This window comes from Rhizobium terrae (assembly GCF_003425685.1).
GTDB classification, from domain to species: domain Bacteria; phylum Pseudomonadota; class Alphaproteobacteria; order Rhizobiales; family Rhizobiaceae; genus Neorhizobium; species Neorhizobium terrae.
Genome location: NZ_QJKM01000026.1, coordinates 21,530 through 44,292, shown reverse-complemented (window position 1 = coordinate 44,292; position 22,763 = coordinate 21,530). Strand labels below are relative to the sequence as shown.

Below are 22,763 nucleotides of genomic sequence, written 5' to 3'. Positions count from 1 at the left end.
CTCCATCCCTCTCATCTCCTAGACTTGCAATGTACTGCGCTCTGCATTACATTCTGTCATCCAAATCATCTGAACAGGCCAACTTCATGTCCGCATTATCGATCCGAAAAGAGACGCCGGTTTCCATGCGCTTCCGCGACGACGATCTTGCGATCATCGACCGGGGCGCTGCATTGACGGGATTGTCGCGGACGGAATTCATGCGCCGCGCCGCCGTCCACGAGGCACAGTCTGCGATCCTGAACGAAAGCATCATCCGTCTGTCGCCGGATGCGTTCGAGGCTTTCGTTTCCGTGATCGAAGCGGACCCAACACCGCCCTCGGACAAGGTGACCGAGCGCCTCCAGCGCAAGGCACCTTGGGAAAACTGATCCGTGGCTTTCACAAAAGTCGAGTTACTCTCCGATCGGCATCGATTGGAGGGCTTTACCTGTGGAAAGCCCTCTCTGGATGCCTGGTTGGTCAAATTCTCCCGCAACAATCAGCAACATGGTTTTACCCGTGTCTTCGTGATCTGCGACGGTGATGTTGTCGTAGGCTATTACGGATTGGCTCCAACTGTTATCGCACCAAATCAGACCACCCGTAAAATCCGCACGGGCATGCCGCCAGACCCGATCCCATGCTTGCTGATTGGTCAGCTGGCAGTGGACCTCAACTACGGCGGACGAGGAATTGGCACGGCGCTGGTCAAGGATGCGTTCCAGCGCTGTGTCGCAGGTGCCAACCTCGTCGGCGGCCGCGCAGTGGTGGTCAGAGCAGTCGATGAAGAAGCCGAACGGTATTGGCAGAGTTGGGATTTCACGCCCGCGAAAGACAATCCGTCGGTTCTTGTTCGCTCCTTGTCTGATATTCGTGGCTGGCTAGAGTTGAGTGTAAGATCGCAGTGACGCCGATTATCCTTCCCCTGCCAGAAGGCAAAGGATCACGTGTTGAAATCGAAGGTATGAAATGTTCAAACCGATCAACGCCGCTCAGCTTCGCGTATCCATCGACGAGATCGAGCCGGAGATCTGGCGGAGGATTGTTCTGCCATCCAGCTGGAACCTGGAGCAGCTGCACCTCGCCATTCAGGCTGCCTTCAATTGGTGGAACTACCATCTGTATGAATTCAGGGTCGGCGGATTGCGATACGGCGACGTCAAACTGTTGATGGAGGATGCATTCGAGGGCGATTCCCGTGTCTTCGATTTCAGGGACGTCCTGCTGCGGGATTTCGAATATGGCGCCCGATTCACATATCACTACGATTTCGGAGACAGTTGGCGCCACACAGTGATGGTAGAGGAATTTCTTTCGCTCGATGTCGCTCCGAAACACGGCGCCTGCATTGCAGGTGCACGAGCAAGGCCACCTGAAGACGTTGGTGGTGTTCCTGGATATGAGCGGTTTCTGGAAATCATGGCCGATCGGAATGATCCGGAACATGCCGACACGAAGCGATGGTGCGGAGGCCAGTTCGACCCCGAGTGGTTTGACATCGATATCGTCGACAAGGACGTTCGCAACGCTTTGCGTTCGAATGCCAAACGCCGGCTGTATCAACCAAGGCCCAAGACGGCATCTCCGAAAAATTGAGGTTCGTGCTGGTTGGAATTGCGCTCACATGTCGGAGCGGCACGTATTGCTACCTGCGACCGTAAATCGGGCATACCGACTGGTGCGTGACAATGATGACTTTCGGCCTGCCGTTGACGTCGACGAACCCCGCCGCGATCGGAAGCCAGACGAGATTTGAGGTTTGGTGGATCGAGATTTCATGACCGCTCAGCATGCTCAGGCGTCGTAGGGGTCCACGCTCCATAGCCGTTAGGTGATCTTAACTGCCAAATCGGGCTGTGACTTGACGTGGCCGTGATGCGAACGGATTTGCCTGACTTCACCGCCCCGGCTGCTTCAAGACCATTCCCGTTCTTTATGTCGCCTTTCTAAGGGACCGGCCGCAATCAGCGTCAACCCCGCAAGGGGGTTCCCCTTCGCTTTGCTTCGGTGACGCCTGCGGCTCGGCCCCTTCTTCGGGCGCCATCGGGAATGGTCCCGAGCAACCGAAGGAGTAACTGACATGGCAACCACGATCGCATCCCTCACCCAGAAGACCGATGGCACGTTCGAAGGCGTCTTCGCCACCATCCGGGTCAACGCGCCGATCGCTATCGTCCCCAACGCCAGCAAGACGAGCGAGAAAGCCCCCGACTACCGCATCCTGCATCGCAAGACCGGCTTCGAGATCGGCGCAGGCTGGAACCGCATCTCCCGCCAGACCGGCGAGGAATACATCTCCGTCACACTCGAAGCGCCCGAGATCGGCGTCATCTTCGGCAACGTTGCACCAGCACCCGGCGGCGATGCCAACCGCAAGGTCATCCTCTGGAACGACCCGGCCTGAACGGAGCGCCGGCCCCAAAAATCGGGGCCGGCCTCCCATTCCAAGGAGGCCGCCATGAGCCGCTATACGATCACCGTTACTAAGACCGCATCCCGCCACTCCGACCCGGATGCCATCATCGGTTCCGACCGCCGGCTTCAGACGTTCTTCCTGCAGGCATTTCCGCGGGTGGCGATGATCTTGGACTCTGGCTTGGCATCGATGTTCGAGAGTTCGAAACGTTGTAGCAACTGCGGACCGCAGCCATCGCCCGTGGTTTCGACTTCATACCCCTGGCATCCGGCATTCTTCACAAGCTGCTGGACGATCATGCCCGCGAAGCGCATCGCGCGGTCAGCGACACGATCTTCCAGGATCTTCTTGAGCGGACATCCGCCCGCTGACATGTGCCCGAAAACCAAAATAGTCCGGCACGGCTGCCGGGCTATTTTTTTGCTTGCCCAACGAGATTACTTGTTCAGCGCATCCTTCAAGGCCTTGGCCGGTGTGAAGGCCAGCTTCTTGGCAGCGGGAACCTTGATGGTCGCCCCGGTTCCGGGATTGCGGGCTTCACGTTCCGGCGTGTGCTTGACCTTGAACTTGCCGAAGCCGGGTAGGCTTGTCTCGTTACCGGCGACGGCGGCCTCGGTAATCGAGGCAATCACTGCCTCGACGATCGCCTTGCCCTGTGCCTTGGTGAGGCCATGGTCCGCCGCAAGCTTATCGGCGATTTCATTGGTGGTTGTCATCTTGGTCTCCGCGTCAGAATTGATCAGGAATCCCTGACAGGGCAAGGATGGTCTGTCATCGACACGGTGAACACTGTTTGGACAAAAGCTCCGATTTCCACAGCTTCTCGTCCGATCTGACTGGTGTGTAGCCCTTCTGCCGCTTTCGACGGAGCATTGCCAGAAAGTGGATTGCTGCCTCGCGCTCCGTTGCGAAGACCTCGCTTTTTTCCTCACCGCGTGATCCGATCCTGCCCCAACGGCGCACGACCGCCGCTTCGCCGAACAGTGTCGGCTCAATCGCGAGAACGTAATAGCGCGCCATGTTCCGGGCGGGATCGACGCGCTGACAGTAGAGATGAAATGGATATAGCAACATGAGGCGGAGAATCGCGCGTTCGACGGATCCCGTCCAACGACTGTTTTGAATCGGTCGGCAGACTTCGATTCATGATTGTAATGGGTCGCCGACCCCGAAATTATGATTCCGGGCGGGGCGGCTTTGCCGCACGGCTCTATGCGCATGCGCACCGAACCCGCCAAGCGGTTTCGCCCCTTCGGGTGACGATCCTCTCACAGAGGATCATTGATTGTCTCGAGTCCATCAAAGAACAGGGCGCACGACGTTGGCTGCCAGCTCGAAAGCCGTCGCCAGGATGCGGCGTCGGATGCTGGTCATTTGGTTCAGGAAGCGTTAGATCGTCGCCGAACTGATAGGAGGCCAGGGATGGAAGACGCAATTACGATCGATAACCGCGGCGACTTCGGGTTATGGGCGATCGAGCTTGCCAAGCAGATCGTCAGCGAACAGGGGTTCGAGCTGGCGAGGTCCGCCCGCGACGGCTCGGAAGACGACGTCCGCGTCGCCGGCAATGCGCTCGGGCAGGCGATCACCAACGCGCTGCTCGAGGTCTATGACGGTCTGCTTGACGACACGACCGAGGACTAGAGCCCGTCCGGCCGTCGTCACCGCGGTGGCGGCAAGGATGGCATATCGCCGTCGCTGACGCGCCAGATCCACGACGCCAGATCGGGCCGCGCCTCGTTCATTTCCCCCAGCATGACCTCAAAACCCTCCCCTGCATCTGGTGGCACGAGATACATCGCCATTGGCAGGGGTTTCGCCTCGGGCAGGATGATATTTGCTAACGGCTGGCCTCGGGCGAGATTGAATCGCAGCCCCTTCACCGACTTCATGCGCAGCCGTGCAACGTGCTCGACGAGCTGTTGTTCATACGCATTCTCGATCGGCAGCCAATGCTCCGTGACCGTCATGAGTGCAACCTCATTCACGGTGGCGACCCCCGCGGAGGTGCCGCCGACCGTCATGATCGCCATGAGATGCGATGTGTCCCCGCTCTGCCATAACATCAGCTCGGTCTCGAACCGTCGCTGGAGAGAGCGCCAGGCCGGTTCTTCGAGATAGAGCCGGAAACCGGGCATGTGCTTGATGACGATCTGCCGGCCATTGCGCGCGTCCGCAAACTCCTTGATTTCCCCAACCAGCACCATCAGCCTTTTCGTGCCGCTCGCCGCCAGGAAAAGAGGCCCGAGCTTCTGCGCCCGCCTCTGTTCGATCGCAGCCTTGTCATCGACGCGAAACGGTTCCGGGATGAACAGCCTCTCGGCCAGAGCCTCGCCGCGGACCTCCATCAGCCGGGCGGCTTCGCTCAGGTGATGATAGACCTGCCACCAATGTCGCTTGCCGGACCAATGGGCGGTCCATTCCGTCAGCCCGCTCTCATGCCAGAGGAAGTGCAGGAGCCCGCGCAGGGATAGCTTCTTGCTATTGTTACGGACGCTGTCTGTCTGGGCCGTTTCACCGTCCAACCTGGAGACTGGCCCCCGCTTCGACAGCGAAAAATCGAACTTTAACGACGCTGTGCCAGCAACGGGATCGAGCTTGATGGCGCCACCCATCAAAGGCCCAAGGCCAGACAGCTCATAGGGCGGCTCATAGGAAGGGCAGGCCGGATCGTGCTTGCCGCCGGTGAGCGGCATACGCTTGATCACCAGCTGATCGCCGATGTCGGCAATATACATCGGGACTGCGGGCTCACAACACAGGCAGAGCGGGCGAACTTTCTCGCGATAGGCTTGGCTCAGAAGTTCCCGAAAGCCTTCCCCGCTCTCGTCGCAGATAGTGCCATCGAGCAGGTAACGCCTCATGCCGTCCACCCATGCCGAATTTGGGGAGAGGGTGGCGAGGGGTGCCACACGAGAGCTAAACCTGTCTGTTCAGATCGGCCGATTGTGCCGGACGGGCAAAGCCAGCTCAAGGCCACGCGGCCCCTCCAAATTTTTCTCCACTGCGTTTCACTTCGTTCCGACAAATTCGGTTCCTCCGCGCGCCGGCTCTGCCGGTCGTGTTCCCACGAGCCTTGACCTGTCTTTCCCCGCCCTGCGTGCCGCCGTCATCTCTCACACACGTCAAGGAGACGACGATGACGATAGCAATCGAAGAACTGCGAATGGAGGCCGCCAATGCCTCCACGATCGAGGAGCGCCGCCAGATCGAAGCCGAGCTCGAGATCGCTCACGCCGAGCTCGCCATCATCATGGCCGAGATCGACGGCACGATCGAAGCCGAGCCGCCCTTCTGAGGCGGCCGTCAATAACCGTTATCCTTCAGATAGGTGTCGATGGCGGCCTGCATGATGATGGTCATATGCACGTCGTTTTCATGCGCGGCGCGCATCAGCCTGTTCTTGACGTCCTGTTCGAGCGGCACGTTGACGTAAAAGCGGATATTGCGCTCTTTGGCCCGCTTCAGGTTCTTGAGCTTTCTGCGTGTCTCCTCCTGTTCGGCCGCCCGCGTTGCGCGCCGTTGATGGCGTTCCCCATCCGAAAGACGCTGCAGAAGCGGTGCAGATTGGTCGTCGCGATTCTGAGGGACAGGGACGATCTCAGGTGCATCGGAGGATATAGAAGGAGCGTCTTCCACCACCGGCGTCGCCTCGCCTTGGGGACGACGGGGTGCAAGTGCAAACTGGGCGAAGTCGATATTGCTCTTCGTCATGCGGCAGCCTCGACGGCGTCGCCGCTCCGGCGCGCTTCGATCTCCGCGACAAGGGCATTCACCTCGACACGGGCTTTTCGAACCGAGTCCGTCAGCTCCTGCATTTGCAGCGTCCCAAGTCCATTCTGGATTTCTCGGTAGATGTTGCGCTCGAACAGCTCGGTCTCAAGCAGCACGGTTTTGTAGTTCGCATCCCTCAGACCGGCGACAAAGGGTCGGATGTAGCGATAGGCTTCGAGGTTGCGCCCCGGCAATGTGATCCGAGTGCGTACGTTCATATGGATCACCGACAAGCCGTATTGATCGTTGACATCGTTTACCTCTGCAACGGTCTGGCCCGCCGCTTCGATTTCCTTGATGCCAGGCTGGACCGGCGAGATCACGACCTCTGACGCCCGGATGACAGTGTTCTGAAGAACGCTATCGACGCCAGGGGCATCGATGATCACGAGGTCGAATGAGCCTGTCCACTTTTTGATGACGTCGCCGACAGCCCGCTGGGTTGCCGCCGTGGTCACTTCTATGTTGGCAGGGATGTTTCCCTTGGCGTGGCAAAGCTTCCACCAGCCTGCGAGATTCTGTCGGCTGTCGGCATCGATTAACAGAACACGTTGGCTCTGAAGTGCGTACTCGCCAGCTATCAAAGTAGCGAGTGTCGTTTTGCCCGCTCCACCTTTGTTGCTCACCACTGCATAGGTTCGTGACATGGCTGCCTCTCAATGAGCGACCGCGGCCGCTTGTTTCGATTGAGACTATAATAGTCTTAAATTGTCTGGCGTCCAGCACTGGATCTGATCGCCGCATTATGTGGCAGATCGCCCAAATGGCATCGTGCTAGCATAGGGCGGTAAGCTGCCTCCATATCCTTGGGCAAATCGTCCATACCGAGCAAACATGCGATAAAGCAATGCAATGCTGTTATAGTTCCGAGAGATGTTTCGGTATCGGACTGTCGCACGATTCGGTCGTGTGGCCATGTCGTGTGTCGATGGAATGGGGACGTGTGGTCGTGTGGTAGCGATGATATTCGGAAATCCGATGTTGCAACTAGAGACTAAATCAGTCTATATTGGTTTGGCAGGATATGCAATTTTGTAACACAAATTGCTGACGATCGACGGACAGGCCGTCGATGGCGCCTGCGGCGCAGCCTGAAAGAGGCAACCAGAATGGCGAAAGCATTTCAGGAACCGCAACGAGCCCGGCGAGCAGGACAGGCCAGATCACGCATCGTCAATGTGCGGTTTTCGCCATCGGAGATGGAAGCGGTGATCTCGGCAGCTGACCAAGCCGGGCTAACGATCTCGCAATTCATGCGCTCTTTGTCCCTTGAAGGCGCAGGCGTCGAGCCGTTTCTGAATGAAGACGACCGCGTGATCTTTGCCTATCTCCGAGAGGAGTTGCGACGCATCGGTATCAACCTGAATGGTCTACTTCGCCTGGCGCACCGGGGAATTTTGGAGGAGCCCGAGATCGTCGAGCAGCTTGGTGAGCTCCGTCTGGGTCTTGCCGGACTTGGCATTGAAACCGGCAGGCTTGCGCCTCGAGCCTCGATCAGGCGACGGAGGGCGGTCTAGTGGAATTCTTTTTCGGGGCATTCACCAAAGACTGGGAGCAGCGAAGGGCTGTTCTGCTCCATGAGAGGACGCGGGGGCCCAGCCCGGAAGAGGAGGAGCGTCGGCGCAGGGGCGGTGTTGTTAGCCATGTGTCCGGTGCGGGCGGCGCAAGCATCCACTTTGGAAGTTTTGCGGCTGCATACAAGGTCCAGAGAGGAGCTCGACCCCGCGGGATGGGTGACCGTTTCCGCGCGCTCGCCCGAGGCAGTCAACCGGCTGTCGTCAAACTTGCGTCGTTCGGTGGGGCCGGACGGCTTGGCGCACTCGCGAACTATGTGTCGCGCAGCGGCGAGATTGCACTCGAAAACCATCTCGGCCAGCAGCTACGAGGGCGGGACCAGATCTCCACGCTTTCCACGGATTGGCAGAATGTGATGAGTGGTCGAGCCGAGAGCCGCGATATCGGGCTGTTTCAAGTGGATATTCGGCGCAACGAGCCTCTCGACAGGAAACACGCGCGCCAGATCCTGCGGTCCGGTTTTGGCGATCGATCATTCGTTTTCGCTATCTCACCGACAGAGGATGGTCATCGCATCAATGGTGTCGTCGTCCTGCGTGATCGCAACGGCGAGCGGCTGACGGCTGACGCCAAGGCCGCTGAAATCGTCCAGCAAAGATTGGATACGTCGAAAGAGGCCAATGCCACCGAAGCACGCATCAGGTTTACCGGTTACGGGAACGGTGTCGAATACGGAACCAGTCGTGTGCGTCGGTTGGTAGAGGAACAAGCAGGCCGTGTCGAAGACCAGGCTGGAAAACTCATCGGCAATGCAAAGCAGGCGGGCGATCTCGTTCAACTGGAATGGCGTGATCAACTGCATAGCCGTAAGTCCCGTGACGTCATGCACCTGATCATGTCGGCGCGGGCTGGCACTGATGTCGGGATGTTTCGGGATGCAGCCAGGGAGTTTTTAGCTGCCGAATTCAACAGACATAAATATGTCTTCGCAGTGCACGATCCCTCTGACGACCCGAAGGCAGAACAAGATGGCGGCCGACGCCCACATGTGCATGTCCATGCGGTCGTGGCCATGAGATCTGATGATGGCGAACGAGTTGAGACGAGCATTGCCTCGTTTCGACGTTGGCGCGAGTCCTTGGCAGAACACGCGCGCGCCAAAGGGATAGCGATGGAAATGACGGACCGGCGAGACACCGCGAGCGCGCCGTCCTATGGGCGCAACCAGGTCCGCCCCGTCAATCGTTCCGGGCGCACCGAGCACGAGGGCACTTCTGAGCTTGCGCAAGACCGCTATGCGCGCAAGCGACAGGAAGCGCCCTCAGCAGCGCGAACGCAAAAGAGCATATCATATACTGAAATAGTCTATGCTGAGTGGTCGAAACTAAATCATGCTGATAAGGATACATCTCTGCGAGAACACGCAGAACATCAGCTAATTCGCATTGAATCAGCAGGTTTCGAAGGCGCTAGATCACCATCAACACGCGAAACTAGGCACGTTTCGGACTGGAAATTCCAGACCGAAATAGTTACAATCCAGAAAGTCGTGGAGGTCGATAATATGGGTGTTATGACGCGATCAGAGTTCGAAGCCTACGAAAAGCGCGTCGAAACCGCGCTCTTTACTGCCGAGAAAGCGGTGCCGGCTGGCGAGCGAGAAAGTTTCGATGAGATCGTGTCCGCCGCGCGTGCGCATGTGGATGTGAGGCGCGAGATGATGGAACAGAGTGAGATGAGCCACGATGACGATTCAGATCGCAACAGTGGAGGTAAAGAAAACCGCGACGACGCGAATGAGCGGTGGGATGCGGCCGTCGCGCGACATGGCTTGCAGGTAGTCGAGGCCGCGAATGAGATCATGCTTCAGGTCGAGCATTTCCGAGAGGCGATCGAGCTGACGGATGTGGGCGAGATCCAGGCGAACAAGGCTTCGTTGCAGGCAAGCCTGCAACACGAATTGACGCGCGCAGCCGAGCTTGGAGCGGCTGGAAATGGAATGGTCCGCGAAATCAGCGAAGTTGATGAAGAATTGCGGACCGCAATCGAGGCTGCTGAGCGTCGCAGCGAACGTGTTGAAGAGAAGCGAAAGGATTCTTTGGTCGTCGAGGGTGATGGTCGCATCTCGACTGCCCGGCCTGCTGATCGCGACGAGATCGAGGTCAAAGGCGATGGTCACCAGGACCGGCGCACTGACGGCAGGGCAGGCGGCGATACCACCAGTACCGATCCCGCGAAACAGCACGTGCCGCGTTTGGAAGAGATACAACGCGAAGCGGATGAACGCGCCGAACGAGACCGCGACGATCACGATCGATAGGATAAGAGCATGCGCGATGACCGCCGAATATTCACCCCAGAGAACGATAATAAATCGAACGACGGCTTTGGGCGGTTTGCCGCTTGGCTCTTTGGTGGCGTGATGACGCTAGCGCTTTTGGACCGCGGAATGACTATTGTGTGGCAGACGGCGTACACCGGGTGCCGCTCAGCTTTGTCAGCGTTGGGATTCTGATCTCGTAGTGCCTGTTCAACTCCAATCTTCAATCGTTGAGCATCGGACCCTGCTTGGCGTCTTCGCGACTCCGGCGAAACTGCCGGTCACCTCTTACCGCTGCCGCGGAGGATGAAAACGGTGAGCTCGGAAGGCCGTCCAATCCTGAGCGCAAAGCCCGGCCAAAGCGCGGTTCCATTGTTCACATAGAGCTGCATGGTGCCGATGTTGTAGCGGCCGGATACAAAACCATTGTTACTCCTGGCCACCAGACGATCAAGACCAGTCACCATCCCACCATGCGTATGGCCGGATAGCTGAAGGGCGACGCCTGACTTTGCCGCTTGCTCAGCCATGCGGGGCTGATGATCGAGCAGGATTATGGGGACGCCAGCCGGCGCGTCTCTGATAGCGGCGTTGAGATTGGGAGCGGGGAATGAAGAACGGCTGGCCGCAAGATCGGTGACACCTGCGATGACCAGACTTGCATCGCCGCGCTTGAGAACCACGTGCTGGTTCTCCAGCATCTGGATGCCAAGGCTCCTGTCGTGCCGCATCCAATCGTCATAACCAAAGAAATATTCGTGGTTTCCAGGAATACCGAGCACACCGTCGCGCGCCCTGAGCATTGCAAGCGGCGCGACATCGTCTCGCCGTTTCTCTACCGTCCCGTCGATGAAATCCCCTGTTATCGCTATCAGGTCCACATCGAGCGCGTTCGACGAGGAAGCAAGTGCTTCGGCCCATCGCGCCGGAAACAGGCGGCTGATATGGAGATCGGTTAGTTGAAGGATCCGATAACCTTCGAATTCCGGCGGGAGACCCGCAATGGTGATGTCGACGTTCTTGACTGCAGGAAGGCATATCGCTTGGCTGACAGCGTAGGCAGCCAGGCCAACAGCGACGACACCCATCGCATACCGCACCTCGACCGGTACCTGCGGAAACCGTCCTTTCGCGGCGGCGATGATCAAGGACATCAGGTCCAGGGCGATCTGAAACACGGCGAGAAACACCATCGCCCCGAACAGGAGGTTTAAGAGAATAATGAAAGGACGGGGATATTCGGGGGAAAAGACCGAACCCGACGTGATGCGATTGATGAGCAGGTGCTGCGACGCCACCAGCAGGACCGCGGCCAGGGTGAGCTTCGTGGGCAGGACGAGCGGCAGGGCCGGGACAAATCGGAGAACGACGACAAACCATGGGGCGGCGAGGATGAAGTGGAACATGGACGCGCCTCAGGCAATGCGGATCGACGGGAAACCGACAAGTGGCGACTGGCAGCTCAGGGCGCAAGTGCCTTGACCTGCGTGGTTGTAGAAAATGCCGGGACCGGTCTCCATGTCTCCCGCCGTTCACTCGAGCCCGACTTCCTGCGGATCGGGAACGGTCTTGGCGAGGATCTCGAGAATGCTCTGGCGCCTTCGTTCGGAGCCATATGGCGAGGAGGCAAGCGTTTTCGAGACGGCCGATTTGAGCCGTTGCGCCGTCTCACCGAGGCGGTTGCCTGATTTTCCATCGATTGTTGCGTCCGTGGCTTTTAGGGGCCGCTGAGACCCGCGTGGTGCCGCGGTCACGGAGCGCGCAATCCTATCGGGCCGCTTTGCGAGCTGGGGGATATCGACCTCGATGGCCCGCTTCGGGACGGCCATCACCTCGCTCGCTCCCCCTGCGTAGTTCGCCAGTGTTGCAGGCACCGCGGAGAGGGCCGTAAGTTCCACCTCCGGGATCGCCACGTGCACCTTGCGATCGGCTGCGCTTTTAAAAGGCTGTGACGCGTAATATTTGACCTTGCCGGCAAAGATCGGCCTTTGTCCCTCGACGAGAAGAACGGCGCGGTCCTCCGGCATCTGCCGAACTTCTTGCGGCATCATCAGGTCGCGTTCGCGAATTTGCTCGACCTTTGTCCGGCGCGGAATGCCGACAAGTTCGAGGGTTCTGGATTCCGATTGATAGCGGATCGTGCGCTTGCCGAGCGCTCGCGAGGCATATTCTGCTGTGGCCTGATCATTGGCGCCGAGAATGAGCTGGAGGCCGCAATTGCCGAGCAGCGAGTGCCGCGAGGTCTCGCCATAGATCTCGTCGATATTCTTCAGGTCCTGGATGACAAAAGCCATCTTGATACCGTATCCGGCAACATAGGGAAGCTTGTTAAGGATCTCGTCCATCTTCTTCAGTTGCCGGAATTCGTCGAGCAGGAAATACACGGGCAGGGCGGTGGGATCGTATTCGCGGGTGAGCAGATCCATGACCTGCTGGACGAACAGGGTGAGCAGTGGCCGCAGGATCGTCATGTCGGTGATGTTGGGCGCCAGATAGATCGTCACCGGACGCCGCTGCAACGAGGCAATGTCCATATCAGTGACGGCGGTCGCCGCGACCACCCGCTCATTGCGAAACGGCGCGAGCGCCTTCTGAATATCGAGAAGGGCTGACCGGGCCGCGCGTTCGTTAAGGGAGATATACGCGTTGAAGCTGTCGGTGGTGAACCGGGAAAGATCGGTCTCGGTCTCCTTCACCAGTTTCATCAGCACCTGGAGATCGACGCCGGCATTAAAGAAGGCGTTGACCTCGCCGAGATTGCGCCTGTTACGATAGTGGCCGCTCTCCAGAACATAGCTGATCACCCCGGCGATCACCTGTTGTGCGGTTCCCTGCCATACTGCATTCTCCGAGCCGACAGTCTCCGGGATGAGGATCGCCGCCATGTTCTGGATATCGATCGTGCGACTGCCGCGATCGGATCGGACGAAGTCGAGCGGGTTCCATCGATGCGTCTTTGGTGCGCCCGGCGAAAACAGAAACACCTGATGTCCTTGCGTTTTGCGATAGGCGGCCGTCAGATCGAAAATCTCGCCCTTGAGATCGGTGACGATCATCGACCCCGGAAACATCAGAGCATTGGGGATGACATAGCCGACGCCCTTGCCGGAACGTGTCGGCCCGATGATCAGGTGGTGCCGATCATCCTTGCGACGCAGGATCCGCCCGCCGATCTTGCCGAAGACATGCCCGTCCTTGCGAAACCACCCACCTTTTCGCATAGCGGCGACATCCTGAAAGGCCGCGTCGCCTAGCGGGTTTGCCGGGCGCCGCAGACCGAAAGCTGCCGAAGCTGCAGCCGCGCCGATCGCTGGAACGGCTGCAGCAAGCGCCACAAGCTGGAGCGACCGATTGGTGGAGTAGGCTATAAACTGCTGGAACGGTGCGAACGGATTGGTGGTCGTCATCAGATGGAAAATCCTGCCATCCTTCCAGACGATCTGCAGGATCAGGCTATAGGTAAGCATCCAGACGGCGACTGCGATCAAAGCACAAAGCAGTAGATAGAAGGCGAGATAGCCGCGGCTCATGGTGTGCGCCGCGCATAAAAGATCTCGGAGACGCCGCGCCGGCCGCCGTCGCGCCGGAGCTGGATGACGATCGGGATCACCATGCGAATATAGGACATCAGATCCTGCTTCGAATATCCGGACGACATGCCGGCCTGCATCATCATCATGGCGAGTTGCTCGTAGGCGCCCATTGGCGTGTCGGCGTGAACCGTCGACATGCTGCCGGGATGACCGGTATTGATGGCGCGCAGGAAGGCGAAGGCTTCCGAGCCGCGGATCTCTCCAACGAAGAGCCGATCCGGCCGCATGCGCAGTGAAGCTTCGAGCAGCGATTGAATGGTCACCTGCGCCGTGCCCTGGTCGCCGCGAGAGGCGAGAAGATGGACGCTGTTGCGCTGGGGCGGAAACAGCTCGCGCGTGTCTTCCAGGGTCAGGATGCGTTCGTGTTCGTTGATGCTCTTCAGGCAGGCGTTGAGAAAGGTGGTCTTGCCGGTGGACGTCCCACCGCTGATCAGGATCGATACCCGCTCCCGGACTGCTGTCTCGATGAAGTCGTGGATGCGGTCGGCTTCGAGCAGTTCGGTCAATCTGGTCTCTGTATCGCTCAATCCGTCGACCGTAACGGCGACCTTGTCGAGCGCGCCGGCATCACGGTATTGCGCCAGGGTAAAATCACTGATCACCTGCTTGCGGATCGAGATCGAACCGCCATCCGGAGCTGCGGGAGGCAGGACGATCTGGATTCGCTCACCGGAGGGCAGGGCGGCACTCAGCAGCGGGTTGATGCGGCTGATGAATTGGTCGCTGGCAGCGGCGACGCGCTCACCGATATGCTCGATTTCCGCTGCAGTGAGCTCGGCGATTATGTGATGCTCCATGTGATTGGAGCCAAGCCGTTCGACAAATACCTCGCCGGGCCGATTGATGGAGATCTCGACGACCTTAGGGTCATCGAGAAACGCTGCCAGCGGCGAGAGAGCGCGCCGTAGGAAATAATGCGGATCATTGCCATCCGTTCTACTGGCGGTAACGACCCTGATCGAGGCCTCGCTCATGCTTGATCTCCTTCAGAGCTTCTTCGACCGGGTCCGGATACATGGCGGAAAAGTCGAGATCCTGGCGGACATAGACGAAGATGCGCTCCCCTTGTTGGATGCTGATCGTCGGCGGAATCTTGAGGTTTTCCGAGAGCGCCTGATTGGCCATGTCGGAAAAAGTCTGGGCGATGGTCTGGCGAGCTAGATCCGCGGCGCGATCAGAATTCGAGCTGCCGTTGTCACCGCTGCTACTGCCGCCAGAGCTATATTGGCCGCTACCATAGCCGGTCAGATAGGACGCGCCACCGCCGACGATCGACAGAAGGATGGCCGACCCGAAGCGCTCGCGCCATTTGTTGTCGACGATGCCGGTCAGGCCGGAACGCCCGAGACTGTCGGTGCCAATGCTGTTCAGGCGGACGGTGACACCATCATCCCGCAGCAGCCGGGTCCAGATGACAAAAATCCGCTTCTGCCCACGCGTCACCTCAGACTGGTATTCGCCGATCAGCCGCGTGCCGGTCGGAATGAGGACCCGACGACCGTCGAAGGAATAGACGTCCTGCGAGGTGATGGCGCGGATCTGGCCCGGCAGGTCGCTGACGATGGCGGTCTCCAGAATGCCGGGGATCAGGCTGCCTTCCGGGATCATCGCATCGATGCGCTTAATCTGTCGTGCCGTGGCTGAACGGTCGCCGATCGCCGACGCGGTAGCAAGGAACTTGCTGGCGCGGTCCTCGCCGGCGACCGTTGGGCCGCCTTCCGAATCACTGTTGCCTGCGAGGGACCCGTTGGCGGAACTGGCTTTGGCGATATCGACGACGATCTGCTTCGAGCGGTATCGTTCCGGAAACTTTTCCGGCGGTGGTTTATCGGGCTCTGCCGGCGTGGCCACCATCGGTGGCGGCGGAACGTTGAATTCGGTCGTGTCAGACTCTTCAACCGGCTTCTCCGGGGGAGGCTCGGGGATCTGAATGATTTCAGGCTGTTTCGTCGCCGGCTTTGGGTCTTCGCGCAGGAAGGACGGCGGTCGAAACGTCGTCGTCGAGAACTCCTCGTCACCCTTGAGGGCATCGTTTGGTTTGCGTTGCGGGGCGAATACGACGACATAGGCCAGCGCTGCGCCACCCAGGAGAAGGGCAACACCGCCGAGAAACTGCTTGCGTCGGGCACGCTTGTCCCCGACTTCCGTTTGGTCGGCGGCAAGCATCGCTTCGAGTTCGGGAGACCGCTGCATCAGTTGCCGCTCCTTCTACGCTTGGTCGCTTCGGGATCGCGTGATGGCCCCATGATCGAAGAGTCCGGCGCGCCGAAGTCCGGCTTCCGTAGATTGAAGATGCAGGTCCACTGGTTGCCGTCGCGCAGTGTATATTGCGTCGCAGTTCCATCGACGACGATGTAGTCGCTCTCGCGGCGGAAATTGCGAAGGGTCTCGCTGAAGTCAGAATTGACCGCGAAAATCGCCGGGACCTTCGGCCCGAACTTGAAGAAGGTTTTCTTGCCGTCGTCGAACACCATCAGGGGCTTCAGACTGCCATCGCCGGAGAAGGAGTAGTCGATATTGACGTTGGCCTTGTCGATGCCGGCGATGTTTGGATAGGCGGCCCGGGCCTCCGCCTCTCTGCGTAGTGAGGCATTGAGATCCTTGTCCGGATAGACGAAACGGATGCCGAAAACCTGCCTGTTAGCTTCAGGCGCAAAGTCGTTCAGTTCGAGATAGTAGATGCGCTTGGTCGTCACTACGTTTAGATTGGTAGTCACGTTTTTCGCCTTCGGCTTGACGAAGAGAATATTGCCTTTGTCGGTCGGCACGACATCCCAGCTGTCCGTGTCGCCCAGCGCAATCGTCTCGAATTTTTCGTCCTCGTCGAAGATGATCATCGTCGAGATGCCGTATGTGGCAAAGACCCGCACGACATTGTTCGGCTGGTAGGTGATGCTGGTGATGCGCGGATCGAGCCGGCCTGCCGCGGGTGTCGCTGCGGCATGAACGGTTATTATCGACGCGAGCCAAAATGAAAAGCCGAGAAGAATGTGCGTCTGCCTGATCACGGGTTGCTCCCCGTGACTGTTTCCTGGTCGCGGCGATAGTCGTAGACCTGGAATCCGAGCGGATTCTCGAACCGCCATTCGTTGGTCGCCGGGGTATCCGTGTAGCGAAAGCGGACGACGGCAATCCAGTGTCGAGTGATTGCGTCGGTATCGGACACTTCCGACGTGGCGAAGCGGACGATGCCGGTCGAGCTGTTCGGAAAGGTCACGGAGGCGATATCCGTCGTCACCCGCTTGGACTTGCCGTAGAGCTTGGCGGGGTTCTTGGCATTCGCGGCACTGTAAAGTTCCTGCAGTTCACGTGCGGCATTGCCGGTCGAAAGCAACGCCGCGATACCGAAATTGTCCGAAATCGCGTAAGGGTCATACCCCTCTCGCGAGTGAATGTAGCGAACGATATTGGCCTGTGTGATCGCCTGTTGCTCGGTGAGGTTCGTCGGCCGGGTCAGCCCGCTTTTCACCTCGAGGTAGCCGGTGTTCTTGTCGACGACGACGACATAGGGCTCAAAACTCTTCAGTGGCACGAGCGTGACCAGCGCCAGCAGGGACAGGAGCGTAATGCAGCCGAAGATCATCGTGACGAACCAGGCGAGCGCCCGTGATCTCTTGGCGCGTTTGACGATCTCCTGCTCCCACAGGTCGCCGCTCTGATAGTAGCTGCGAAGATCGATATCTTTGGTTTCAGCCATGAAGCTTGTCTTTTCGATGTGAACAGATCAGGTGGGGGTGCCCTGCCGGGAGATTTTGTCCTGCATGGCGGACCGGGCGCCGGTACCATCATCGCCATCTCCGCGACGGAACCGCCCGCCGACAGCGCGGCCGGCGGACATGGCGCCGCGCCCAATACTCCGAGGATAGTCGATACCAAGTCGACGGGTCATACTGGCCGCGGCACTGCCGATGCCGCTGGCGATCCCACCGGCAATACCCTGTCCGATCGACTGGATGTAGAGCATGACAAAACCGCCGGCGATGCAGAGCAAGAGAAAGCCGGCGATATCGGCCAAGGTCAGCGTCCGGGTATCGCTAGCGGCATCGATCTTCGACAGTTCGGGATTCATTGCGGCAATGAGGAATGCGGCGATGACGTAGATGAACAGGGGGATCAGCGCATAGGTCAGGACCTGGTTGAACCACCCGACACCATATCCGCGCGTTCTGTCGAACAACATGCAGGCGATGAAAATCGGCGCCGTGCCGATCAGGACCCACAGCATGACCTTGGCCAGGATGAGGATGGCGAGCGCGATGGCGATGAAGACGCCTGCGCCGACCATAATCAGCACACCGATCATGCTGGGAAGGATGGAGAAATAGCCCGATTGCTCGGCGAAGGCGGATGCTGCCTGGTTGGCCGTTTTCCAGATCTGCGACATGCCGTTGGTCGGTTCGGTAATACCGGTTCCGGACGCCGCAAGGATGGCGCGGCCGACATCCTCCGGCGTGTCGTTGATCCAATGATAGAAGAGGTTGTTGAAGTTCGCCCACGAGCTGATAAGCGCCAGAATGATCATCATCCGGGCGATCCGGCCGATGATTTCGCCGACACCGAGACGGGAAGTGCCCATCACCAGCTGAAAGCCGTACCAGGCGACATAGACGATGAAGATAATCCTGAGCAGGGGCATCAGCTCGTTGCCGACCACGGTATAGGCCTGCTCGGAAAAGCTCGAGCCGGAATCTTCGATGCGCTTCAGGAGATCGCCGAGAAAGTCCTCCATCGCGTCGCTATTCCTCGATACCGATTGCCGCAAAGGCGACCGTCGGATCGTTGACGGCACGCATGCCCGGGCATTCGCGACGAGGATCCTCGGCGAAGGATGTCAAGTTGGCCGGCCGCTTGCAGGGCGCGGTCTTTTCCTGAACTGTCCCGCAGCTGGCGAGAACGGCGGACCAGATCAGCAAGGCTGCAACCGGCTTCAGCATCCGCATTCAGTTTCCATAGCTCAGCGTCTTCTTGGTATTGGAAATGTCGGTCAGCCGCCGCTGGTTTTCGACCTGGAGCGAGGTCACCGCACCGTTCATCACACCGATCATCTCGTTGAGGGTGAGGCCGGACTGCACTTGCAGCTGGGTATTCTGATCGATCGAGCCCTTGATATCCTGGGAGGTGCCGATCTGGCTGCCGGCATGTTCGAAAGCGCTTTTGCGTGTCTCGATCGCTTGTTGGGAGCCGTTGATCATTGCCGAGACACCGAGTACGGCATTGACGAGCTGCTCGTAGGATTTGTCGCCGGAAAAGCTGCTGTTCTCTTTCCCGGACAGCGACTTGACCAGCTGCAGTCCATTGATGAACACCGTGGCGGTTTTGGCGATATCGCCGCTCATCGACCCGAAATTCGGCACGCCGTCCTTGATGAGACTATCAAAGGAAGGCACCGAGGAGACGCTGAATCCATTGCCGATCGCGAGATCCTTCATAGGCGACGCCGTGCTGGCGCGATCCCCGGTGACGGCCTTGAGTGTGTCGGTCACGGTCGTGAGGATGTTCTTGTTGGTGTCGAGGATTTTGTCTGTGGTCTCTGCTGTCTGTTTGGCGACCGCATAATTCGTCTTGTCGATCACTGGCACATCCGCCCGGGCGGCAGACACGGCGACCGCCGGTACGATAAGTGCGACATAAGCGAAGAAAGCCTTGGACCGCATTTCCCTGTCTCCTGTGCTATTGCGTTTCCAACATCAACTGGACCTGGTTTTCGTCTTCCCGACGCTGGACGCAGGCCTTGTCTTCCTCACTCCAGACCAGGCTCTGGCGAGGGTCGCAGAGGCCGGTCGTGTCGCGGGCTTGGTCGTCGTCTCTCGGTGGCGCCGAGCTCTGCGAAGATCCGGAGAGATTGGCCGATGAGACGGCGTTGCGGGCGTTCGCCAGATCCGCCATCGCCGTCGTCAGCTTGATGACGTTGTTGATCATTTCGAGATTGGCGTTGCGTGCGGTCGAATTGTGATCCCAGCTGTCCTGGATCGTACTGGTTTGAAGCTGCCCGAGCTGCTGATACCAGCTCGCGACATTTCCGAGACTGTCGCCGGTCGCTTTCGTTGCTCCCATGGCGCTCAGCGTCGAGGATCGCATACCCGTGTAGGCCGTTTCGCCACCCCCGAAATTCAGGGGGATACCGGACTTGTCCGAGCCACCGAATGCGGGCAGCCAGTCCTGGGTGATGGAGGCGACGTAGCCCTGGGTTTCCTTGAACGGCGGTATGCCGCCATATTTGTTGACGTTGCCGGAACCGGAATTGTATGCGGCGAGAGCCAGCGAGACATTCCCGTCATACCGGATCAACTGCTGGCGATAATAACGTGCGCCACCGCGCAGGTTGTCTTCGATATTGTTCTCGTCGATACGGAGCCCGGCTGCAGTTCCCGGCATCAACTGTGCGAGGCCTGTTGCCCCGGCACTGGACTTGGCGCAGGGATTAAAGCGGCTCTCCTGATAGACGAGGGCGAGAAACTGGTTTTCATCGACGCCTTCCTCGCGCGCGACACGGCGCACCAGGCCGGAGATTTCCGGGTTGGCTTCGGCCGCCCCCACGGGATCGTTTCGACGACCAGCTCGATACATCGAGCAGGTCACCGAGGTATGCATCGTATTGCGATCCTTGTCTGTATCTTCGATTTTGGTCGTGGTGTCGTCTCGTTGCTCATGCGGATCGAGATTGGTGTTGTCGAGCACCGGGACGTCGGCGAGGGCGACACTTGCGGCGAGTGCGGAACCGGCAAGGCCGAGAGAAAGCACTGCCCTCATGGTTCAACCTCCCATCCGCAGAAATGGGAAAGCCAACCGGATGGGTCATCGCCATAGACTTCACGTAACTGAGCACACTCCTCGACAGTTTCCTTGCGGCCGGAAAGGACCTTGATCAGATCCGGCATGGTGCCGAGATCGAGGCGGGCGATGACGCTGTCATTACCATGTTTAATCAGGAAGGCCCGCTTTTCAGGCGGCGTGTTGCGGATGAAGTTGAATTCCTTAACCGTCAGACCGAAACGCTGGATATAGCTTTCCTCGTCGGCGCGGGGGTTTGGGAAATGAATGTTTGTCGCCGATTGCTCGATCAGAGTGTGAGAGGCAGGTGAGCGGACAATGTCCGCCGCCGATTGAGTTCCGAAGCCGACGATGCCGTTCAGCTTTCGGATCGTCTTCATCTTATCGACGATGAAGTCCGAGAACGTCGCGTCGCGCAACAAGCGCCAGCCCTCGTCCATGAAGATCATGACAGGCGTACCGTCGAACAGCTCGTCGAGGCGGTGATAGATATACATCAGCGCAGGAGTGCGCACCTCGTCATTGTCCAGTATGCTGGTCATGTCGAAGCCGAACACGCCACGATCCTTGAACGACAGGACATCGTGCCGGGCATTGAACAGCCAGGCCTTTTCGCCTTCGATCCATGGCCGAAGCCGGGCGTGCAGATCGTTCGGCCCGGCGCGCGAACGCCCCGTCAGCAGGCCGGACAGGTTGGCGAGCGTCCGCTCGGCGGCAGGCTCCTGCATCAGCCGAACGATCGCCCGTTCGAGCGTGTCCTCCTCTTGCCTGTCGAAAGCGGATGCGCCGTCCCCGCGCAGCATCGCCTTCAGCAGCCGGACCAGGAAGTCGCGGTTCTCGCCGGTATTCGCGATCTGCAACGGATTGAAACCGGTTGGCGTGCCTGGCGCGAGAACCTCGTAGGATCCGTTCATGGCGCGGATGAAGATTTCGGCGCCGCGATCCTTGTCGAAGAACACGGCGCGCGGAGAGGGACGGACACGGAATGCCTGCGCCAACAGAAACGTCAGCGCCACCGTCTTGCCGGAGCCCGTTGGGCCGGTCACCAGGAAGTGGCCGATGTCGCGCCGATGGAAATTGAACCAGTAGGGCGTCTGGCTGGTGGTCTCCAGGATCGTGATTGGGCTTCCCCAATGCGTGCCGTCCTGCTGACCGGAGGCGAAATTGTGCATTGACGACAGGCCGGAGAAGTTGGCGCTTGAAAGCATGGCGCGGCGGGCAATGTAGGCATGGTTGCCGGGAAGCTGCGCCCAGAAGGCGGCCTCAAGGTTCAGATCCTCGCGCAGCCAGTTGATGTTCATGTCCGTCAGGCAAGCTCCGAGATCGGAGACCGCCTTGTTGACGCCGTCGAGATCGCGGGAGAGGCAGAGAAGCGTCAGATGATGGAAGCCGAACACGGCCTCCTGGTTGAGGAGGCTGTTTAGCGCGAAATCGATATCGTTCTCGACATCGCTGCCTGCTTCGTCGGACGCGCCGATCTGCCGCTTGAGGCGGGTGATGCGCTCCTGCGCGATCGGTTTGTCGGCAAGCGTGAAGGATTGGGTGAGGATGAACTCGTGGTTCACTTGCAGCAGCCCGTCCAGCATGCCGGGTCCGGTAAAGGGCGGATACTCCTTGATGGAGAGCATGGCCCCGAACCTGTCTTCCTCGCGGATCGGCCCCTGCGCCTGCATGGTCCGCCGGGAAAAGTGCAGGCGCGAGGTGCCGACATAACCGGCAATCCCCATGCGCGGAAGCCGCATCCTGCGCGGGATGCCGCAGGTCAGGATCATGTTGAGGAATTCGCAGGGTTCTGAATAGGGCTCGCCGTTGCGTTCGACAATCTTGAGCGCCCGCGCGCCGTATTTGCCGAGGTCACGAACGATATTGCCGACGAGCTCCTCGAGTTCGTCGATCGCCTCGCGCTGCTGGTCGTCCTTGACGCTTCGTCCTGCCGTGCGGTCGAGAAGACGACGCGTGCGGTCACCGACCGCGAGCGCACCGCGCATGCCGGATCTTAGTACCGTCAGATAGATTTCGTTGGTGAACATGCGCTTGCCGTTGAGCGATGCGGCATAGCGTCGATTGAGTTCGGCGCAGAACGGATCCTCGAACTCCCCCTCAATCGTGGTATTGACCTGCCGGCGGACGACCGTGGACCAGATCGAAAAGCGGCTCGATCCCAGCGCCCGGATCAACGTGTTCTGCACGATCGACCGCATGTTGATCTCTGCCTGATCTTCCGTCTGAAAGAAGAGGCCATCGATCCGGACAACACTCATCAGCGCGCCGTCCTCGAGCTTCAAGACCGTGTCGGCGACATGGCGCAGATAGGGAATGTGCCGGGCCATCGGCCGCTCACGGCCACGCGCGGCGCCAAATGCCAGTTCTTCCCTGATGACGTTCAACATAG

24 protein-coding genes and 1 pseudogene are annotated in these 22,763 nt (G+C 59.2%); 9 read left to right on the top strand and 16 right to left on the bottom strand.

What is annotated here, in order from left to right:
* Positions 1–86: 86 nt before the first annotated feature.
* From DMO26_RS30615 to DMO26_RS35010, 5 genes and pseudogenes are all read left to right on the top strand, one after another.
* A complete protein-coding gene (locus tag DMO26_RS30615; RefSeq protein WP_117196093.1) occupies positions 87–371 on the top strand; it encodes a type II toxin-antitoxin system TacA family antitoxin in 285 nt (94 codons plus the stop codon).
* Between the two features lie 3 nt (positions 372–374).
* On the top strand, positions 375–890 hold the full coding sequence (locus DMO26_RS30610) for a GNAT family N-acetyltransferase (RefSeq protein ID WP_117196092.1): 516 nt from the start codon (positions 375–377) through the stop codon (positions 888–890).
* Between the two features lie 61 nt (positions 891–951).
* Positions 952–1,578, top strand: coding sequence for a plasmid pRiA4b ORF-3 family protein (locus DMO26_RS30605; protein ID WP_117196091.1), 627 nt, complete (start codon positions 952–954; stop codon positions 1,576–1,578).
* Positions 1,579–2,062: 484 nt separating this feature from the next.
* Positions 2,063–2,386 (top strand): DUF736 domain-containing protein, encoded by a 324-nt coding sequence (locus DMO26_RS30600; protein ID WP_117196090.1) that lies wholly within the window; start codon positions 2,063–2,065, stop codon positions 2,384–2,386.
* Between the two features lie 54 nt (positions 2,387–2,440).
* Positions 2,441–2,769: pseudogene (locus DMO26_RS35010) on the top strand (hypothetical protein).
* A 66-nt stretch (positions 2,770–2,835) separates the two neighbouring features.
* On the opposite strand, the gene DMO26_RS30590 reads toward DMO26_RS35010, so the two are convergent.
* A complete protein-coding gene (locus tag DMO26_RS30590; RefSeq protein WP_117196089.1) occupies positions 2,836–3,114 on the bottom strand; it encodes an HU family DNA-binding protein in 279 nt (92 codons plus the stop codon).
* A 55-nt stretch (positions 3,115–3,169) separates the two neighbouring features.
* A complete protein-coding gene (locus DMO26_RS30585; RefSeq protein ID WP_117196088.1) occupies positions 3,170–3,472 on the bottom strand; it encodes a WGR domain-containing protein in 303 nt (100 codons plus the stop codon).
* 348 nt (positions 3,473–3,820) lie between these two features.
* Here DMO26_RS30585 and DMO26_RS30580 point away from each other — a divergent pair, with 348 nt between their 5' ends.
* On the top strand, positions 3,821–4,042 hold the full coding sequence (locus DMO26_RS30580; RefSeq protein WP_117196087.1) for a hypothetical protein: 222 nt from the start codon (positions 3,821–3,823) through the stop codon (positions 4,040–4,042).
* A gap of 17 nt (positions 4,043–4,059) precedes the next feature.
* Here the strand turns inward: DMO26_RS30580 and DMO26_RS30575 are convergent, their stop codons facing one another.
* The gene (locus DMO26_RS30575) at positions 4,060–5,262 is read right to left on the bottom strand and encodes a DUF1173 domain-containing protein (RefSeq protein ID WP_117196086.1); all 1,203 of its coding nucleotides are present in this window, start codon (positions 5,260–5,262) and stop codon (positions 4,060–4,062) included.
* A 275-nt stretch (positions 5,263–5,537) separates the two neighbouring features.
* On the opposite strand from DMO26_RS30575, the gene DMO26_RS33955 reads away from it, so the two are divergent.
* Complete coding sequence (locus DMO26_RS33955) at positions 5,538–5,696, top strand: hypothetical protein (protein ID WP_162895130.1); 159 nt, start codon at positions 5,538–5,540, stop codon at positions 5,694–5,696.
* A gap of 8 nt (positions 5,697–5,704) precedes the next feature.
* Here DMO26_RS33955 and DMO26_RS34605 read toward each other — a convergent pair whose 3' ends face one another.
* Both DMO26_RS34605 and DMO26_RS30565 read right to left on the bottom strand, forming a co-directional pair.
* Complete coding sequence (locus tag DMO26_RS34605; protein ID WP_117196085.1) at positions 5,705–6,112, bottom strand: hypothetical protein; 408 nt, start codon at positions 6,110–6,112, stop codon at positions 5,705–5,707.
* Positions 6,109–6,819 carry a ParA family protein gene (locus DMO26_RS30565; RefSeq protein WP_117196084.1) on the bottom strand — a complete coding sequence of 237 codons (711 nt, stop codon included), beginning with the start codon at positions 6,817–6,819 and terminating at the stop codon, positions 6,109–6,111. Before DMO26_RS30565 ends, DMO26_RS34605 begins: the two co-directional genes overlap by 4 nt.
* 462 nt (positions 6,820–7,281) lie before the next feature.
* Between DMO26_RS30565 and DMO26_RS30560 the strand changes: the two genes are divergently transcribed.
* Together DMO26_RS30560 and DMO26_RS30555 are read left to right on the top strand one after the other, a co-directional pair.
* On the top strand, positions 7,282–7,689 hold the full coding sequence (locus DMO26_RS30560) for a plasmid mobilization protein (RefSeq protein ID WP_117196083.1): 408 nt from the start codon (positions 7,282–7,284) through the stop codon (positions 7,687–7,689).
* Positions 7,690–7,901: 212 nt separating this feature from the next.
* Positions 7,902–10,007 carry a conjugal transfer protein TraA gene (locus DMO26_RS30555; RefSeq protein WP_162895129.1) on the top strand — a complete coding sequence of 702 codons (2,106 nt, stop codon included), beginning with the start codon at positions 7,902–7,904 and terminating at the stop codon, positions 10,005–10,007.
* A 281-nt stretch (positions 10,008–10,288) separates the two neighbouring features.
* Here DMO26_RS30555 and DMO26_RS30545 read toward each other — a convergent pair whose 3' ends face one another.
* From DMO26_RS30545 to DMO26_RS30495, 11 genes are all read right to left on the bottom strand, one after another.
* Positions 10,289–11,413, bottom strand: coding sequence for a metallophosphoesterase (locus DMO26_RS30545; RefSeq protein ID WP_117196080.1), 1,125 nt, complete (start codon positions 11,411–11,413; stop codon positions 10,289–10,291).
* 126 nt (positions 11,414–11,539) lie between these two features.
* The gene (locus tag DMO26_RS30540; protein ID WP_117196079.1) at positions 11,540–13,537 is read right to left on the bottom strand and encodes a type IV secretory system conjugative DNA transfer family protein; all 1,998 of its coding nucleotides are present in this window, start codon (positions 13,535–13,537) and stop codon (positions 11,540–11,542) included.
* A complete protein-coding gene (gene virB11 / locus DMO26_RS30535; RefSeq protein WP_117196078.1) occupies positions 13,534–14,574 on the bottom strand; it encodes a P-type DNA transfer ATPase VirB11 in 1,041 nt (346 codons plus the stop codon). The genes DMO26_RS30540 and virB11 overlap by 4 nt, the downstream gene beginning before the upstream one ends.
* A complete protein-coding gene (gene virB10, locus DMO26_RS30530; RefSeq protein ID WP_117196077.1) occupies positions 14,537–15,793 on the bottom strand; it encodes a type IV secretion system protein VirB10 in 1,257 nt (418 codons plus the stop codon). Before virB10 ends, virB11 begins: the two co-directional genes overlap by 38 nt.
* Entirely contained in the window at positions 15,793–16,557 is a 765-nt protein-coding gene (locus tag DMO26_RS30525) for a TrbG/VirB9 family P-type conjugative transfer protein (protein WP_404947100.1), read from the bottom strand. The genes virB10 and DMO26_RS30525 overlap by 1 nt, the downstream gene beginning before the upstream one ends.
* A 47-nt stretch (positions 16,558–16,604) precedes the next feature.
* The gene (locus tag DMO26_RS30520) at positions 16,605–17,297 is read right to left on the bottom strand and encodes a virB8 family protein (RefSeq protein ID WP_117196075.1); all 693 of its coding nucleotides are present in this window, start codon (positions 17,295–17,297) and stop codon (positions 16,605–16,607) included.
* A gap of 27 nt (positions 17,298–17,324) precedes the next feature.
* A complete protein-coding gene (locus DMO26_RS30515) occupies positions 17,325–18,329 on the bottom strand; it encodes a type IV secretion system protein (protein WP_117196074.1) in 1,005 nt (334 codons plus the stop codon).
* A 7-nt stretch (positions 18,330–18,336) separates the two neighbouring features.
* Entirely contained in the window at positions 18,337–18,540 is a 204-nt protein-coding gene (locus tag DMO26_RS30510) for a hypothetical protein (protein WP_226951473.1), read from the bottom strand.
* The gene (locus DMO26_RS30505) at positions 18,541–19,254 is read right to left on the bottom strand and encodes a type IV secretion system protein (protein WP_117196073.1); all 714 of its coding nucleotides are present in this window, start codon (positions 19,252–19,254) and stop codon (positions 18,541–18,543) included.
* Between the two features lie 16 nt (positions 19,255–19,270).
* Positions 19,271–20,350, bottom strand: coding sequence for a lytic transglycosylase domain-containing protein (locus DMO26_RS30500; RefSeq protein ID WP_117196072.1), 1,080 nt, complete (start codon positions 20,348–20,350; stop codon positions 19,271–19,273).
* Complete coding sequence (locus DMO26_RS30495) at positions 20,347–22,761, bottom strand: VirB4 family type IV secretion/conjugal transfer ATPase (RefSeq protein WP_117196071.1); 2,415 nt, start codon at positions 22,759–22,761, stop codon at positions 20,347–20,349. The genes DMO26_RS30500 and DMO26_RS30495 overlap by 4 nt, the downstream gene beginning before the upstream one ends.
* Positions 22,762–22,763: the final 2 nt, after the last annotated feature.